This window comes from Listeria cornellensis FSL F6-0969 (assembly GCF_000525855.1).
Taxonomy (GTDB): domain Bacteria; phylum Bacillota; class Bacilli; order Lactobacillales; family Listeriaceae; genus Listeria_A; species Listeria_A cornellensis.
The window spans coordinates 1-15,269 of record NZ_AODE01000052.1; the positions used below are offsets into that span (position 1 = coordinate 1).

At 38.4% G+C, this 15,269-nt stretch carries 13 protein-coding genes and 1 pseudogene; 8 read left to right on the top strand and 6 right to left on the bottom strand.

Annotation, left to right across the window (positions count from 1 at the left end; translation table 11 throughout):
• The 3 genes and pseudogenes from PCORN_RS19505 to msrA all read left to right on the top strand — a co-directional run.
• On the top strand, positions 1-244 hold a 244-nt coding region (locus tag PCORN_RS19505; protein ID WP_036082534.1), incomplete at its 5' end, for an immunoglobulin-like domain-containing protein.
• Positions 245-591: 347 nt separating this feature from the next.
• Positions 592-810 (top strand): annotated as a pseudogene (locus tag PCORN_RS21145) (bacteriocin immunity family protein); the annotation flags it as partial.
• A gap of 18 nt (positions 811-828) precedes the next feature.
• On the top strand, positions 829-1,446 hold the full coding sequence (msrA, locus tag PCORN_RS16325; protein ID WP_338151789.1) for a peptide-methionine (S)-S-oxide reductase MsrA: 618 nt from the start codon (positions 829-831) through the stop codon (positions 1,444-1,446).
• A 61-nt stretch (positions 1,447-1,507) separates the two neighbouring features.
• Here msrA and PCORN_RS18795 read toward each other — a convergent pair whose 3' ends face one another.
• Together PCORN_RS18795 and PCORN_RS18800 are read right to left on the bottom strand one after the other, a co-directional pair.
• Positions 1,508-2,080, bottom strand: coding sequence for a hypothetical protein (locus PCORN_RS18795; RefSeq protein WP_149024403.1), 573 nt, complete (start codon positions 2,078-2,080; stop codon positions 1,508-1,510).
• Positions 2,081-2,189: 109 nt separating this feature from the next.
• Positions 2,190-2,984 (bottom strand): helix-turn-helix domain-containing protein, encoded by a 795-nt coding sequence (locus PCORN_RS18800; protein WP_051999564.1) that lies wholly within the window; start codon positions 2,982-2,984, stop codon positions 2,190-2,192.
• A gap of 267 nt (positions 2,985-3,251) precedes the next feature.
• Here PCORN_RS18800 and PCORN_RS16335 point away from each other — a divergent pair, with 267 nt between their 5' ends.
• On the top strand, positions 3,252-4,055 hold the full coding sequence (locus PCORN_RS16335) for a hypothetical protein (RefSeq protein ID WP_036082537.1): 804 nt from the start codon (positions 3,252-3,254) through the stop codon (positions 4,053-4,055).
• Positions 4,009-6,381, top strand: a complete 2,373-nt coding sequence (locus tag PCORN_RS16340) for a MucBP domain-containing protein (RefSeq protein ID WP_036082539.1) — start codon at positions 4,009-4,011, stop codon at positions 6,379-6,381. The genes PCORN_RS16335 and PCORN_RS16340 overlap by 47 nt, the downstream gene beginning before the upstream one ends.
• 60 nt (positions 6,382-6,441) lie before the next feature.
• Here PCORN_RS16340 and PCORN_RS20565 read toward each other — a convergent pair whose 3' ends face one another.
• Positions 6,442-7,500, bottom strand: coding sequence for an MGH1-like glycoside hydrolase domain-containing protein (locus PCORN_RS20565; protein WP_241433226.1), 1,059 nt, complete (start codon positions 7,498-7,500; stop codon positions 6,442-6,444).
• Complete coding sequence (locus PCORN_RS20570) at positions 7,430-8,806, bottom strand: MGH1-like glycoside hydrolase domain-containing protein (RefSeq protein ID WP_241433227.1); 1,377 nt, start codon at positions 8,804-8,806, stop codon at positions 7,430-7,432. The genes PCORN_RS20565 and PCORN_RS20570 overlap by 71 nt, the downstream gene beginning before the upstream one ends.
• Positions 8,807-9,181: 375 nt before the next feature.
• Here PCORN_RS20570 and PCORN_RS16350 point away from each other — a divergent pair, with 375 nt between their 5' ends.
• Positions 9,182-9,706, top strand: coding sequence for a cyclic nucleotide-binding domain-containing protein (locus PCORN_RS16350; RefSeq protein ID WP_036082541.1), 525 nt, complete (start codon positions 9,182-9,184; stop codon positions 9,704-9,706).
• 51 nt (positions 9,707-9,757) lie between these two features.
• Positions 9,758-10,429 (top strand): Crp/Fnr family transcriptional regulator, encoded by a 672-nt coding sequence (locus PCORN_RS16355; RefSeq protein ID WP_036082543.1) that lies wholly within the window; start codon positions 9,758-9,760, stop codon positions 10,427-10,429.
• Between the two features lie 63 nt (positions 10,430-10,492).
• Here the strand turns inward: PCORN_RS16355 and PCORN_RS16360 are convergent, their stop codons facing one another.
• Both PCORN_RS16360 and PCORN_RS16370 read right to left on the bottom strand, forming a co-directional pair.
• On the bottom strand, positions 10,493-10,672 hold the full coding sequence (locus PCORN_RS16360) for a hypothetical protein (RefSeq protein ID WP_036082545.1): 180 nt from the start codon (positions 10,670-10,672) through the stop codon (positions 10,493-10,495).
• A 365-nt stretch (positions 10,673-11,037) separates the two neighbouring features.
• Positions 11,038-11,949 (bottom strand): AcpB/EbpR/MafR family transcriptional regulator, encoded by a 912-nt coding sequence (locus PCORN_RS16370; protein WP_036082548.1) that lies wholly within the window; start codon positions 11,947-11,949, stop codon positions 11,038-11,040.
• 514 nt (positions 11,950-12,463) lie between these two features.
• Here PCORN_RS16370 and PCORN_RS19865 point away from each other — a divergent pair.
• Positions 12,464-15,175, top strand: coding sequence for a SpaA isopeptide-forming pilin-related protein (locus PCORN_RS19865; protein WP_036082551.1), 2,712 nt, complete (start codon positions 12,464-12,466; stop codon positions 15,173-15,175).
• The last annotated feature ends 94 nt before the right edge of the window (positions 15,176-15,269 follow it).

The following is a 15,269-nucleotide window of genomic DNA, read 5'->3' on the forward strand; positions in this document are numbered from 1 at the left end:
GACAGTCAATCCGTTCCTACTTGGTAAAGATGGTTATGTGAAAGGTCAATTTACAGGTGACGTAGCAAAAATCAGCTTAACGGTGAAGCAAGCGAAGGGGTCAACAATTAGTGTTCCAACAATAGGACCAGACTTCCAATACTACGCTAAAACATTGATTAAGAATCGGACAGATGAGGTCACCTTGACTGCGTACAATGCACTTGGCGGCGAGATTAAAACGGTGAGTGTACCAGTACTGTAATATAATGAAAGACACAAAGAGCCTAAAAAATTTTTTTTAGGCTCTTTCAGCGTGTCGACAAACGCCCATATTTATTAACATTACTATGATAGACATTCCTGTTTTTGGTGATTTTTTGTTTTTTTATGCCATCTCCAACTATTTTTGTTAATGCCTGTTTATGCTGTTTGATCTTTTTCCTGCATAAAACCATGTATCTTTCGAAAAAAGGGTAGTATATATTATGGTGTCTATTTCAATCTGTATCACAGTTTCTCACTTAAGTGCCTCTAATTTTTATGGATTTTAGTTACTGGTTCGTGCAATAATGAGATATAAAAACAAAATAATGAGGGTGGTCCTAAATTATGAAACAGAATCAAGCAGAAGTCACTCGAAACCTCTATAATTTGCTTCTTAATCCAGCTACTCGGGATTGGGAACGTTCGTTATTACGCACCGCAAAGATAGGAATCGATAATGGGGCGAATTTTGACGACCAGATTGGCAAGCTTGAAGCTGATTTGCGTCCACTTGCTTTAAGAAATAACCTAACTCCAGACGTCACTGACTTCTATTTAAAAATTACTGGGAACGCTGCTACTTTGGATTCGTTTGACCTATCAAAACATTATGATGATGACGGACCTCACCAAGCACGGGCCATATTTGCTGGCGGATGTTTTTGGTGTATGGTGGAGCCATTCGAGACCAAGCCTGGAATCATTGCAGTGATATCAGGTTATACTGGCGGGCATATGGATAATCCAACATATGAGCAAGTAGTGGGTGGCTATACGGGGCATGTCGAAGCTGTAGAGATTATTTTTGATACAACAATCTGGAGCTATGCAGAGCTAGTCGAACTTTATTGGCAGCTGACCGATCCCACCGATGAGTTTGGTCAAATGGCTGATCGCGGTAGTAACTATAGACCGGTTATTTTCGTGGCAAATGAAGAACAGCGCCAAATCGCAGAACGCTCCAAACAAAATTTAGCGACATTCGGAAAATACAAACGGCCGATTGTGACCGCCATAGAACCAACCTCCGTCTTTTGGCCAGCTGAAAACTTTCATCAGCAGTTTTATCAGAAGAACCCGAGAAGGTACAAAAAACTCAAAAGCGCCCGCAAGCAGTTTTTAGCGTTTCAACATATACAAACAAAATTGTGGCGCGGATTAAAGCGATCCCAGAAAAAATCGAATAATGATATCAAATGAAAGATATACGAAGACTAGTAAGCCAGGCCGTGATGTTGTATACTTACTCAGGCACAACCAACTATAGTCCCTCTTCCAAGTTTATTTTCTCACGGAACTTATCTTGTATAATTGTTGTTAATTCCGCCCATCTTCCCGTGTTTTTGGTAGAATCTAGATAAAATACGTGTTTATTTGGCTTGGCTTTCTCAAGCGTATCCGTCACAATAATATCTGCTTTTGAATAATCGTCAGTAACAGAAATATTAGTATTGTTATACAGCGAAGATAAACGGTTTTTGATAACATAAATAGCGGTAAAATCCTTTGTCATTTGTAAATAAATATGGATTTTAGGATTTCTTTCGGAATGCAATAAAGAATGTAAAAGATTACATATCATTTCCAGATGACTTTCATCATCTATAATAGGAGAAAGTGTCTCTCTTATAGCGTCAGACAGAGTATCTTTCTTTGGTAAATAAATGGCCAGTTTTGGGATATATAGCTCGACAAAACTAAGAAATGCGTCGCCAATTAAATTATAGGAAGAGATGATAAGGGACAAATAATAGATATACATATATTCTTTTTCTTTAGATAAAACTAAGGAAGTTAACGTAGAGAATCGCGTATAAATCTCTTTAGAAAGCACACAATAAGGGTGCTTTTGGATGGAAAAAGTTTTACCGAGCTGGATTTTTTGTTTCCTTTGAATAATATCTGAAATAAAAATTCTAGAAAGAAAATTAAAACCAAGTATTTCATTTTTTTTTGTTAATTAGGCTTAGGTCGCCAAACCCATTTTTGTGAAAAATTAACGCAGCGTCAAAATTCTCTGTGATAAGTTCAAAGAAGGATAAAAGTTCGGGAGAATCAGGGTTTTTAATGAAATTTTGCTGCTTTATTCTAGTATGAAGAACAGCATAAAGGATATAGAGAGACCTTTCTTTCGTATTAGATCTCTGATGAGAGGTTTGTAGAACTTCTGGAGGAACGGTGGATTTAATTTCATCGATACTTATATTGGAAAAAGGCCATTCCAGATCTTGAAAAGAATCTTGCAAAAATATGTAGGAGAAGAGCCTAATAAATATTTCATTACCCTCAAGATAAATCCTGTTATCAGAGACAATTATTTTAATATTATATGGTTTCAAAAATGTATTTAATTTATACGTTAACTTAGTAAAGTAGCTCTCTGAAATAAACAATAAATCGAGTATCTCTTGTTTCTTAATGACGGATCTTGTTGTAAGTAAAACAGCATAATTGAATATAACTACCTGCTTTAGCAATTTTAATTTCAAAATATAAGAACATTCCACGGCTTGTTTCTCATACTGCCGTTTCACCCGAATAGTGCCAGTGTTGTCTGATGTAATGAAGTCCTTCATTTTTAGGTGCTGATCAAAAGATTGATTGATTCTAACCACATTTGATTTTACAGTTTGCTTAGAAATACCCAAAGATGAGGAGATATCCCTTAGCGAAGTCTTCTTTTTTTTGATGACAAAGAATAAAATATTTAGTTCTTTTTGCAAATAGACTGGAATCAAAATAATACCCCCTCTGTTGTTATGCACAATTAATATCTAGCGCTAAACATCAATTGTGCATACAAAGTCTCGTTTAATAATGTTACTATAGCAGAGTAGAATAAAGTTGTAAAATAAACACTTGTGTCAAAACATTACAAAAATGTTATTGACCAATATATTTTACGGTATCTTCCGGAGCGTCTACATAAGACTTAATAATAAAATAATATCATTATTCCTAATTTTTAAATAAAATAGGTTATAAAAAATAAATGGAGGTTCGAGATGAAGAAATTTTTAAAAATAGGTGTCGTTATGATTTTGATTTTTCCGCTTTTCACGTTTGTACTACAACCTGAACTAGCCTATGCTGCTATCGAACAAAGAGTCGAGCAAGCGAAAAATGAATCAAAAGCCAAATTAACAGAAAATGTGAAACGAATCATTCAAGAGAACTCAGAACAGCGTATTCATACAATCACAACACCATTGAAGGATAAATTCTCTTATAAAGGAGGAGAGTCCACAACGTATAGTGAAGGAGGACCGACGTGGAAAAAAGAAGCCTATGTCATTAGCATGAATCCCATTTACTCTACAGTCGGTGTTGATGCTAGTCTACTATCCATCGATTACAAGCGCCCAGGTAACGGGACCACTGACACAAGTCCAAGCTCCATATCGATTACTGCTAAAACAAATAAGAAAATCGACACCAGCTTTTTGCTAGAAGTTCGCAGCGTTTATACAGTATGGCACACACTAGAACGAAATCTTTGGGGAAGTTCAGAACAAACCTTGTATTCCCAAGATGTATTAGATAAACCAATATCTATCAGGGTGCATGTCACAAAAGATAATGAAGAAGGAACAGTAAAAGTTTCCTACGTCGATGTGGATACAGGAAAATCGATCATGGTTGAAAGTGTCTTACACGGGAAAATTGGCAATCCCTACAATCAAGATGTTCAAAAGGACTACATAGCTAAAAAAGAATACATTAAAAATCAACATTACAACTATGTAGGTGAAAAAAAATACGATGGGAAGCTATCAAGATGGGGAAACGAACGCAGAGTATCAATTTGAAAGAGAGCCCGGTGGAAATGCGACAGTAAATCATGTTAATGCAGAATCCACTTTAAATGAGAAGCAACGGGAGGCATTTGGAAGCCCGACGCCTGATATCCTGACAGGCAAATATGGCGACACGGTAACCGCGAAAGCCAAAAATATGGCGCATTACGAAACACTCGATGGCAAAGAGGAGATGAAGATAAAGCTAGATGAAAAAGCACAACAACAATCGTTTAAGTACAAACTCAAGCAAGCGAAGCCATTGACTGTAAAATATGTAGACGAAGACGGGAATCCTATTCCAGGAGTCGATAATAAAATAATAACTGGGAAATGGGGAGACACATATACCGTTACGCCACGAGAAGAAATTCCTTTTTATACACTTATAGATAGCAGTGAAAAAAAAGAAGGATATTTGACAGAGGATGACCAAGAAATCGTCTACCGATATAAAGTATCTGAAGGGGCTCCGGTAGTCGTCCATTACGTGGATGAAAAAGGTAAAACAATTCATGAAGACAAGAAGTTAACAGGACTAAAATATGGTTCCAGGTTCAAAGAAAAAGCCATCAATATACAACATTATCGACAAAAAAGGGATGAGATTACCGGACAAGTAACAGATAAACAGCAAGAAATCACATTTGCTTATGAAAAAAATGACGGTAAACCAGTGATTGCGCGTTTCAAAGATGATAAGGGCAGGCTAATACATGAGAGCTACTTAATGTACGGCAAACATGATGAAGCATTCGATGGGTCTGAAAAAAACAAAGCGATTCAAGATATTTTAACAAAATTAAAGAGCGACCATTTTACACTCCAAGACATTCAAGGCAATCAAAGTGGGAAATTTACCGATGATAGTGACTCCCAATATTCAAGTGAACTCACGTACTCTTTGGAAAAAGATGATGCTCCTAGCCAAGTAAAAGTACGCTTTATGGACAAAAATAATCAAAAAGACATTGCTACAGAAGAAATCTTAACGGGTAAATATGATGAACGATATACAACAACACCTAAGTTCATAAAAGGCTATCATTTGGTTTATATACCAGATAATACATCAGGAACATTCGGTGATAAGAGCAGTGAAGTAAGCTATCTCTACGAACCCGATATTGGCGGTACCGTCGAATTACACTATATTGATAAGGATACAAAAGAGGAAATAAGCCCGGTAGATGTTAAAAGCGGAGGGGTGGACCAAGCATATGATTTTGAGCCTAAAAATATAAATCGCTATGAATTATCAGACATACCCGATAACGCAAAAGGAACGTATCCGGATCCCAACCAAACAATCAAAGTCTACTATTCCTATACGAAAACAAAAGCGAAACCAGTGCATGTTATCTATCAAGATAAGGACGGTAAGGTGCTAGCAAAAGAAGAGTTGGATGGGGTTGATAAAAAATGGGGCGATTCTTTTGAAACAGAATTAAAATCATTTACAGGATACGAATTGAAGGAGATTACCCTTGATGGCGCCCGAGTTCCCGAGGGAGTTGGCGCATTCGATGATGCAAAAGAGCAAACCGTTATCTACAGTTATGACTGGAAGAAAGCGGCTCCGGTGTATGTACAATATATTGATGATGATACACAAAAAGAAATAAGACCACAAGACGAGATAGTAGATAAGAACGCGATTTTTGGAGATCCTTTTGAAAGTAATATGAAAGATATACCGGGATATATTTTTCAATTAGGAGATTTAAACGGCCAGACACAGGAGGGAAATAGCATTATTGGGAAATATACAGATCAGGCACAACGGATTACGTATCATTATAAGCAAGATAAAACGAACATAGTTGTGAAAGATTCCACCGTTTACATTGGCGGAAACTGGTCTGCCTCTGACAATTTTGAAAGTGCATCAGATAAAAATGGTGATCTAATTGAATTTCAAAACATGCAAGTCTCAGGGGCGGTTAATGTCAATAAGGAAGGAATTTACCCGATCGAGTACGCTTATGAAGGGGTGAAAAGAACTGCTTATGTAACGGTGAAAGCTAATAAGGAAAGTATTGTAGCTCCAACTGTGGATAAGAACGGAAAGGTATTAAAAGATGCTGCGATCAAGGAGAAAGTTGCAGGAAAACAAGGTAATAAAAATGTGGCAACTAGCTATACAAGTAAGATAAACATGGGCGTATATGGAATCATTGATATGAGAATGCAGCCAAAAGATAATCAAGCAAAAGTGAAAGAGGTAAGGCTTCCAAAAACAGGTGAAGCAACGAATCAAGTAGCTCTAGTACTAGGTACACTGATGATGATTGTAGGTTTGATTTCTCTGTACGTTCGTAGAATTGGAAAGTTATAAATGATAAAACCGCTAAAAATCAGATTCGATTTTTAGCGGTTTTTATATTAGCGGTAAATCTTATTTCTCAATCCCAGTCTGACTCGTGGTTTCGTCACCAACAATCGTATTTTGATACATTAAATAATACGCGGCGGAGGACCAGCTGAAGTTTTTCGTGCTCAAGCCATCTCCGGTAAGTGGGTCGTAGTTTTCGTGAATCGGTCCAGTGCCCATTAAGCCATTCGCGTGGTTAAATAGATTTTTCGATAGGAAGGTTGCGTCTGACTTGTAGCCGTAATTTTGCAAGGCTTCGACACCGAACAATGCTTGATCGAGCCAAACTGGACCACGCCAATATTCCGTTGCGCTGAAACGCGAATTGTCTTTGGACGCAGTAGGAAACGGCATGTACGTGTTGAATTTATTTGGAGAAAGCATATTTTCACGGACGCTCGCTGCCTTGTCTGAGTCAGAAAGATTGGCCCAAAGTGGAATCCAGCCTTCTGTTCCTTTGCCGCGATTCACAAGCAGTTTTGTTTTGGAACTATCGTCGTTGATTTGCAGGTCATAATAGAAACCTGTGTCTTTGTCGTACATATTTTTTTCGATGTATTCCTGAACTTTTTCAGCATCTTTTTTATATTTACTGGCATCACTATCCTTGCCTAGCTCTTCTGCCATGGAGACTAAAAAGCCTTTTTCAGCGTAAAGATAGGCGTTTAAATCGACGGACTCTTGGTTGATAGAGTAACCGATGACTTTATCCGCGCTATCTTTATTTTTAAAAACTAGAACGCCGGGATCATTTTTTCCAACACCATCCTTGTCAAAACGGACAGCGTTATCCATGCCACTTTCCCATGCTGCGGCCTCGATAACGGCTTCATCGTTTAGCTCGTAACTACCGTTTGCATCTTTGATATTTTTGTCGTTTGCGTCCTTTTTCCAGTTGGCGTCGCTGACCATGCTACCGTACTCGGCGATGCCGTTTTTGTTATGGTCGCGGTTCGTATACCACCAATCATGATAGGCGATGAGCTTCGGATACATTTCTTTGAGGAAGTCTTTATCTTTTTGTTTCTGTATAAATATTCCAAACTGCCCAAGCGGAAAGTGGTGGCTTCGAATTACGCTCATTCCAGTTTCCACCGTCTCCGCCGCGTTCTGGTGTTTTATTATAGAAAATGGCATCGATAATCGCGCCAGAATCTTGTGGCATAATCGGATCATCTTTCTGGATTTGATAATCGAATAAAGCACGCACGCTATTTTTCGCTAGTTCTGGGTTGAAATGCACTGTCGCGACGGCTTCTTTCCACGAATCCCAAGACCAGAGTCCGATAAACCATTTATAGGACATCGACGGAACAATGCCATCATGCTGAATCGCACCAGCCGGGCTGCGCCAGTTGGTTGTCAACGTTTCAATCGTTTTCACGGCAGCATTTTTATATTCTGGATAGTTTTCGTGTTTTTTCTCAGCAAACGTTTTGTCTAAATAGCCTTGCCAGCGTTTATTGTTAGCTTGGAATAGCTGATCTTGGTCCGCGATATACGAATCCCAATTGGCTTTTTCCGTCTGCAGCTCCTTATCGGTGAACGTGTAACTTTCCACGGCATACGTCGCAAAATCCTTACTTGGAGCGATTGTAATTGGACTTTTTGCCTTCGATGTATATGTATTCACAGCAACATCATTCGTAACCGGCATGTCATGATAGATCGAATATTTCGTTTGTGTTGTAGAGAAGAACGTCCACATTTCTCTTATATTCGGAAAATGGACTTGGATACCATTCGGCGTGGATTCAAGCGTTTGCTTCAAGTCGATTTGATCGCTGCCATCATTCAATTTATTAAGCAAAGTTCCTTGCCATGAAAGCGATAAATGAAGCGGTTTTTCCGTTTTATTCGTGATATTTGTTTTGACAAGCGCCGTACGATTGCTCGCGAAAATCAAGTCCAATTGTAACGTCAAATCATCGAGCTCATACGTTTGCACTAATTTGCCTGGATAGTATGCAAAATCGGTACTAGCTTTACTCAAATCATACGTCGTCTTTGTATCGGCATTCGCAATTTGGATTTTATCAAACGTTTTCGCTAAATTCGCTGGATATTCCTCAGCAAGAATGACTGGCCCTGCAAAACCGCCTAGTATTTCGGGTGTATTCCCATCAGGCAAATAATAACCGTGCCAAGCGCCTAAATCGGAAAAATTATTAAAACGGTTGGTATCATAATTCCCATACATATTTTCGGTGGGATTTGCCGAAATATCAATCATATTCTTAAAATTCGAGACTTCTGATTTTGGCGCCTTCTCGATTAATTCCGACGCCTGTTCCTGCTTTTTGTCTTTATTCCATACGTTAAAACCGGCGATTCCAGCTACGATTAGCAGGATAACACCTAAACCAATGAACCAATAACTCTTTTTCATTTCATACCTCCTGATTATAATTGGTAGCGCTTTCAGATAACGCTATAAGTATAACTGATTTTTCGTGAAAATGCTAGTTCCTATGAGGCTATTTTGGGTATGGTTTCCAAGCATTTTTCTGTTTATATAAATCAGAATAATCTGAAATTAAACAAATGACTGCTCCCTTTTTTTTCTTTTTTTTGTAATAGCCCAATTAGATAATGCTCACATGTTACATTTGGATTAAGAAAGCCAGCCAAGATACAAAACAAGCCATTAAAGCTAGATTATATAGGAGGTATAAGATGCAAACATTCATAAATTTTTTTATTAGATGATGAATTTCTAGCTATCAAGGGTGAGCAGATAACGTTAAAAAAAGGTGACCAGTTATTGCTAGAAGATGCGGAGAACAAACCTCAGTACGTATTTGGTATTTCAGAAGGAATTGCAGCGATTAAGAGAGAAGAAGCCATTCTTGATTTCATTGGGACAGATCAGTTCATCGGGCTTTTTACAGATGGAAAGTCAATCTTGCACGGCCAAATCGTATCTAAAGAAGCAACTGTTTGGAAATTCGAACTGAAGGATGTCTTATCAAAAGTAGCGCAAAATAAAAATGGTTTGCAACTTTACAATGAGCATATCACACATACCCAAGAAAACTTGTTGAAAAAAAGCAGTATCATGATATTGAATAAGTCGAATAGATTGCTCCTATCTTTAAGAATGCTTGCATCAAGATTTGGTGAAATTTCAGATGATAAAGATGTGATCAGACTGCCACAATATTTTACTAACAAAATCTTGGCAAATTATACGGGAATTAAATTAGCGACACTTACAGGAACGTTAAACAAGTTAAATGAGGAGGGGGAAATTATTTATGGTAGACGCGTCTTACTTATTTCTAGCTAGACGAATAGCACTTTTAACAGCTGATAAAATTCAAAATTGGGAGGTTAAATTTTGACTATAAACAAACTCTACAATATAGAAGCAATCAAGCGGGATTTTAGCCTAGGTAAATTGTTATCCATACTATTAGATGATGAGGTCTACCCGATTAGGAAACAAAAATTAGTCTTTGAAAAATCCGAAATATTTTACATGGAAAATGACGAAGATTCGTATGTTTTTGCGATTGAGAAAGGCATCAGTTCGGTCTTTATAGGTGATCAACTCGTAAACTTTGTTGGGGCAGGAGAATTTATTGGTTTACATTGTGAAGGTAGTACGGATGAAACAAAATTTAGCGGAAGTGTCATATCAGACGAGGTCGTTGTCTGGCGATTCCATTTTCATGATGTATTAGCGAAGATAATGAACATCCAGGAAGGCTACTTGTACCATTACAATTATATGATTAGTATCTACCCCATTTATTTAAATAAAATTCTGGCGATGGGAGCCGATGTTGAAGAAAGAGTATTTGGATTTTTGGAAATATTAGCAGGTAAATTTGGAGAAGCAGAGGGCCCTTTTGTGAAAATTCCGAGCTTTTTTACAAGAAAACTATTGAGCGATTATATAAACGTAAGCCGTATGACGCTGAATACAACGATAAAGCGACTAGAAGAGAAGGAATTAGTTGTATTGGATGACCGCCTAATCTATGTACGGATGCCATTGTCTCAGTAAACCGCGCGATAAATCTAACCTTCGAGAGGGCATCATAAAGCAGGTTAATGCCCTCTCGAAGACTTACATAGAAAGAATTAAATGATGAATATTATCCCAATCTTTTAATGAAGGATGTCTGGCCGTATTATAGTAGGCACAATCAAATGTTTGCGATGTTTCTTTATAATTTGTAACAACCAAATCAACATGCAGCTGTTTCGCCAATTCATTTGTAATATGTTGATTAGAAATGAAAGTCATTTTTTTTATTACCACCAATAAAATTACCAACAAAGACTTCTAGATAGTTCAGATAGGCCGTTTTTCCATCGAATGAAAAAAGAATATGAGAGGTATGCTGTAACGTTTGGCTATTAGCATAGATTGTAAACAGCGTTAAGTTAGCGCAAACATCTTCCACATGGTGAATATTTTTGAACTCAGGAATACTACTCGAAGAAACTTTATCCATCCATTGCTTAAATAAAGCATAATGCGTGGACTTGACGAATTGGTTTACCTCGAAAAAATTCTTTTGAAAAAGTGGTGTTAGCTCAGATAATAGAAGGATATTCCGGATATAGAACACGAAAATATAAAGCGTATCATCACTAGGTTTCTCTAACTTAGCATCTACAAAAAAATTCGTTTACAAGCGCGTGCAATTCTTTAGTGAGAAAAGGATACAGCCGTTCCTCGATGGGCCCTGCCACTCCTTCTTTATAAATATAATTATCCAAAAGTAACATATCCATAAAAGCAACTTCATCTTCCGTTATATTCGATAAGCGTACAGTCGTAATAATTTCATGCGCCAGCTTAGCAATATACTCATAGGTTAATGATTGCCTCTGCTTCTCTTTTATCTCTTCACTAATCACGACATGGTGGCCTTGTTCCAGCCGTTTATTCATAACCATTATCCAATACAACAAACTACGATGCTGAATATAGCCTTCAATATGCGTATTTTCAATAAAGTAGTTATAGTTTTTCTCGAAAATATCAAATAATTCCTGACCAGGTCGATATTTTTCTGAAATATCATTTGTACTATAGAAAAAATAGAAAAAGAAATAACGAATATTTACCTCAGAACCTTCAATTTTAACGGGATAATACGACAGCGTAAGATCGAAATCTTTCAATATTTTTTTGAATCCATTGAGATAGCGGGTAAGAGCAGACGAAGATATAAATAATTCATCGGCCCATTCGTTTACGTCTAAAAATATTTCTTCAAAAATATTTTGAATGATGATAAAAAGAGGAGACTGTTCTGAAATTTCGCTTAACAAGTCATCAATAAGGCTATAACTCTCAATTTCGTATCCCACTGATCTATGTTGAATAATGAAGTCTTTATCAATCGTACCAATTTCTAGGATGTCACGTTCTAGCGTGCGAACCGAAATATCGAACTCATTAGCGATTTCTTCTAGAGAAATGGGATACTGAGATGCATAAATTCGCTCTACCAAATGGAGTTGTCGACGAATTTTTTTATCGGCTATAATGTTCAGGCAAAATTGGTTCATGATAACACTCCTTTAGAGTTACAAATTTTATACCAAGGAATAGCTGTCATAAAGATTCAAGAAGGAGCATCTTACCTACGTGTCAAGTATAGATAAATGTAAGGGAATATACAAATATAATGTGATTTACATAATGGATTTTGACATATTATATTTTATACAAGGGAAATTTTCGAATCTACGGGATAAAATAAATATTCAGTTTACATCGTTTTCTTTGTCATACCAATCGACAAAATAGAGTTGTGAGTGGCTATGGGATACGATAAGATATTACTATTGCAAGCAGAGATATACATAAAAATAATACTTAAAATAAACGATATAAAGGAGAGATATCATGTGGTACAGACTTATTTTCCCTATTTTCTTTTTATCAATAACAAGATATCTGAGTTCCGAAAGAATAAACAGGGTGACTCAAATCTAGGATATAGAGTTGCCAATAAAAAGCCACGGAACCAAAATTAAATTTAGAGGAGCGGAATCAACTTTATGAAAAGAATAAAAAAAGATGAAAAAGGTATTAATCATGTTAATGGTGGCAGTTATCGCCATCACTGTTATCCCATTCAACTTTAGTTCTGCCAGCACGAATCATGGTTCAAATCTCATCACGAGTGTGAGTTTAGATAAAACGACAGCTGGTTTAGGCGAAAAAATTCAGGTCAACTATAACTGGGCCATTCCAGATGGTACGGTCAAAGCAGGCGACACGATGATTGTGAAGATGCCTGCGGAGCTGAAATTAGAAGTCGGCCTCGCGTTTGATCTAAAAGATACTGAAGGAAATATCGTAGGGAGAGCTCAAGTAAGCCCAGAAACGAATGAAATCACGGTTACGTTTACTGATTATGCCGAATCAAGAACGAACGTCCATGGCGATATGCATGTCTGGGTGCAAGTAGATTTACTTGCGAATACACCAGGTGAGACGAGCACGATTACCTTTCCGACCAAAAATGGCGAAGTACGAATAGGAATCGAGATCCCAGATACGGGAGTAGTAGGTCCACCACCAACAGAAATACCAGCCAATGTTTTGAATAAATGGGGTAAGGTAGATGCCAACGACCCAATGCTCATCAACTGGACAGTACTCATCAATTACGATAAGTTAACGATTCCAAACGCCGTATATACAGACACAATTGGTGCCGGCCATACGTTTGTACGTAGCTCTTTAGCGGTCTATAAAGGAGATACAGATCGTCAAGGAAATCCGATTGCCTCTAACAAATTAGCCGATGCTGTCACAGCGAATATGTTAATAAACGACAATGCACAAGGTTTCCAGTTAGCCTTAGGGAATATCAACGACACGGTATCGGTGACGTACCAAACAAAAATGACGAATCCAGTGACAGGCCAAGCCTATAAAAACGAAGCGAAATTGACAGGAACAGATGTAAGTGAAAATAAAAACTCAGAAGTCAGATATTACGGTGGTGACGGATCAGGAACTGGCGAAACACCAGATCCAACAGGTAGTCTAGAACTTACCAAACGAGATGCAACCAATCATACGAATTATTTAGCAGGAGCTGAATTCCGGTTAACAAGCAATAATGGTGAAGCAACTCGTACCATTACAACGGATGCTACAGGACGTGTAGGAGTAGGGAATCTGTCACTAGGAACTTACACGTTGGTTGAAACAAAAGCGCCAGCAGGCTTTGAGCTAGATGCTACGCCACACACGTTTGAAATCACGGCAGATAACCATACGACTATTCAGGCCATCACAATAGACAACACACCAACACCAGGTCAGCCGCCAACACCAGATCCAACAGGTAGCTTAGAGCTAATCAAACGCGATGCAGCAAATCATGCGAATCGTTTAGCAGGAGCTGAGTTCCGATTAACAAGCAATAATGGTGAGGCAGCGCGTACCATCACAACAGATGCTACAGGACACGTGGAAGTAGGAAATCTGCCACTCGGAACCTATACTTTGGTTGAAACAAAAGCGCCAGTAGGTTTTGAGTTAGATGCCACCCCGCATACGTTTGAAATCACAGCAACTAATCATACCAGCGTCCAAGTAGTCACGGTAGATAACACACCAATAATAGTAGAACAGCCAGATCCAACAGGTAGCGTACAACTCCGCAAAGTAGACGCAGCAGATGCCAACAAAACACTAGCCGGCGCTACGTATGATTTACGAAATGCCGCTGGAACACCAATGAAGACGGTAACGACAGCAGCCAATGGTACGCTGACAATCAACGATCTTGCCCTTGGGAAATATAGTCTGGTTGAAGTAACAGCTCCAAGCGGCTATTTAGTAGATAAAACGCCAATCGCCTTCGAAATCACAGCAGCCAACGCAGGCCAAATGATCACACTGACGCATAAAAATACAAAAATCGACGTACCAGAAATCCACAAAAATGTCGCAGCACACCAAGTATTTGACTGGAACATCATGGCACAATTAGAAGGCGCACCATCGACAGCTAGTCAATCACTAGAACTAACGAACCGCGACGATTCATTCGTCTGGAACGTAGACACGAAGTTTGGTAACAACACAGCGACATGGACAAAAGCGGTATTAACCGATCAAATCAACGACCTATTAGAGATTGAAAATATTACAATCACAGACGCACAAGGCAACGATGTAACAGGAAACGGCACACTCACAGAAGAAAACAACCTAATCACGTTCACAATCAACAAGAAAAACAACAGTTACGCGTTCCTATCGGGCCAAACGTACACGATGAGCATCCAAACGAAAATCAAAGAAGGCGTAACAGACGAGCAACTAGCACCATTCATCCAAGACGGTGGGATTCCAAACCAAGCAGAATTAGCCTTCAGCAATAACGGTAAAATCGTATCCGAAATTCCAAAAGTAACGCCACCACCAGTGAATCCAGAAATCAGCAAAGACATTGAAGGCAAAGAGCACCTAGAGTTAGCGAACCGTAACGATGCCTTTGACTGGAACGTCCACACAGCATTTGGTAACCAAACAGCAAGCTGGAACCAAGCGATCATCACAGACCAAATCAACACGTTACTAAGCATTGAAAAGATCCAAATCACCGATGAAAACGGCAACGATGTGACAGAAAACGGCACAATCACAGAAGAAAACAACTTAATTACCTTCACGATGAACAAAAAAAGACGACAGCTTTGCATACCTTGCAGGCCACACGTACACAATGACCGTGACAACAACCATCAAAGAAGGCGTAACAGATGAGCAGTTGGCACCATTTATCAAAGACGGTGGGATTCCAAACCAAGCAGACCTAGCGTTCGGTAACGAAGGCGACATGATCCAGTCAGAAATCCCA